General features: G+C 63.1%; 3 protein-coding genes. 2 read left to right on the plus strand and 1 reads right to left on the minus strand.

The features are described 5' to 3' along the window. Window positions 1-110 precede the first annotated feature (110 nt). Window positions 111-455, minus strand: coding sequence for a hypothetical protein (locus AC1DY5_RS55480; protein WP_478122676.1), 345 nt, complete (start codon window positions 453-455; stop codon window positions 111-113). 106 nt (window positions 456-561) lie between these two features. Here AC1DY5_RS55480 and AC1DY5_RS55485 point away from each other — a divergent pair, with 106 nt between their 5' ends. Both AC1DY5_RS55485 and AC1DY5_RS55490 read left to right on the plus strand, forming a co-directional pair. Further along, window positions 562-945 carry a hypothetical protein gene (locus AC1DY5_RS55485; RefSeq protein WP_478122677.1) on the plus strand — a complete coding sequence of 128 codons (384 nt, stop codon included), beginning with the start codon at window positions 562-564 and terminating at the stop codon, window positions 943-945. Window positions 946-956: 11 nt separating this feature from the next. Further along, window positions 957-1,438 (plus strand): BON domain-containing protein (locus tag AC1DY5_RS55490; protein ID WP_478122678.1); only part of this gene is annotated, 482 nt, incomplete at its 3' end.

Genomic DNA, 1,438 nt, shown 5'->3' on the forward strand with positions numbered 1-1,438 from the left:
CGGCATTTCCTGCCCGAAATGACCTCGGAAAGGGCGCGCCAGCCCCGCAGAAGAGGGCCCAAACAGCCCGAAAAGGGGCTCCGGAGCCCCAAAGAAGCACCCTTGGGGTGCTATTTTTTCGGCTCCCTGCCCCCGAGATCGCCAATCATGTAGATCACACCCGTTGCGACGAGCGTGAGGGGCTGGTCGCGACAGTGCTTGTCGAGGTATGCCAGGATCGTCGATGAGCCCGGGAGCGGCGAGATTTGAGGGTACTGGCTGTATATGTTGTAGGCGCTCATGTACCCCAGCGCCCAGCTGAAGTAGGTGGCATCGAGCCCGCCGTTTCCCTTGGCCCGGTCCTCCAGGTAGTCGCCGCAATCGGTTGATCCTGCCCCATGGATCGCCCCGACTCTCTGCGCCAGCGCGCCGGCCGCGACGAGTGCGAATGCCGCGAGCAGCACGATTCTCTTCATTTCTTCTCCTTGGTCCTCTTGCGAATATAGGCGGGGATAGACCCGGCTCGCCCCCACAGCCTAGTTTCGAGGCCAATAACAAGAAGCCGCGACCACGCGGCCACCCATGGCTTCTCTTCCCGTCCTTCCCCCTGCATCCGGGGGCGGATCGACCGCCCCGCCCAAGAAAAAGCCGATACACAGCCTCCAGGTTGACGTGTCGGGCATGGACGTGGACCAGCTGCTCGAGCTGCGGGCGGCGATCGACGAAAGGCTGCCGGTCAAGAACGAACTTGAACAGGAGCTCGTGCTGCAGATGCTCACGACGCAAAAGCTGCAGCGCGAGGTGCTGCTCGACGACGACATCCCTGCCAAGCAGCGCGCGCAGGTCACCAACGCGGTGTCCGCCATCCGCGCCGACTGCGGTAGGAAGGCTTGCGTCAGATCAAAATTCGCGCGCCGCGTTCGAAGTAGGCTGCTTCGGAGGCGCTGTTTAGTGTCTTCCTTATGAGGAACGCGGTCATGGAAGCAAAGGTTACGCTTTCCGACGAGGCGCTACGTCGGCAGATCCTCGCTGCGCTCGGGCGCGACGGCTGCACGCGCCATGTCAATCTCGACGTGGACGTTTCCGATGGCGTAGCAACGCTCACCGGCCGCGTGGAGGGCTGGGTCGAAAGGCTGGCGGTCGAGCGCACCGGCCATGCGGTCAAGGGCGTGCGTGCACTGGTGTTCGACCTGGACGTTCGGGCCGAAACGGCGCGTCGCCATTCGGATCGCCAGATTGCACTGGCTGCGGTGCGAAGCCTGAAATGGAACGGTGTCGTGCCTGCGGAGGACGTGCAACTTGACGTCGAAGACGGCCTCGTCACGCTTCGCGGCGAAGTCGAATGGGACTTTCATCGTTCGATCGCCGAAGACACGATGCGCGGCATCAGCGGTGTTCGCGGAGTTCGCGACAAACTCAATCTGCGACCCCGCAGCACAAAGGCGACCGTGGCCAGGCT

Source organism: Variovorax sp. P4_D9, from assembly GCF_056401695.1.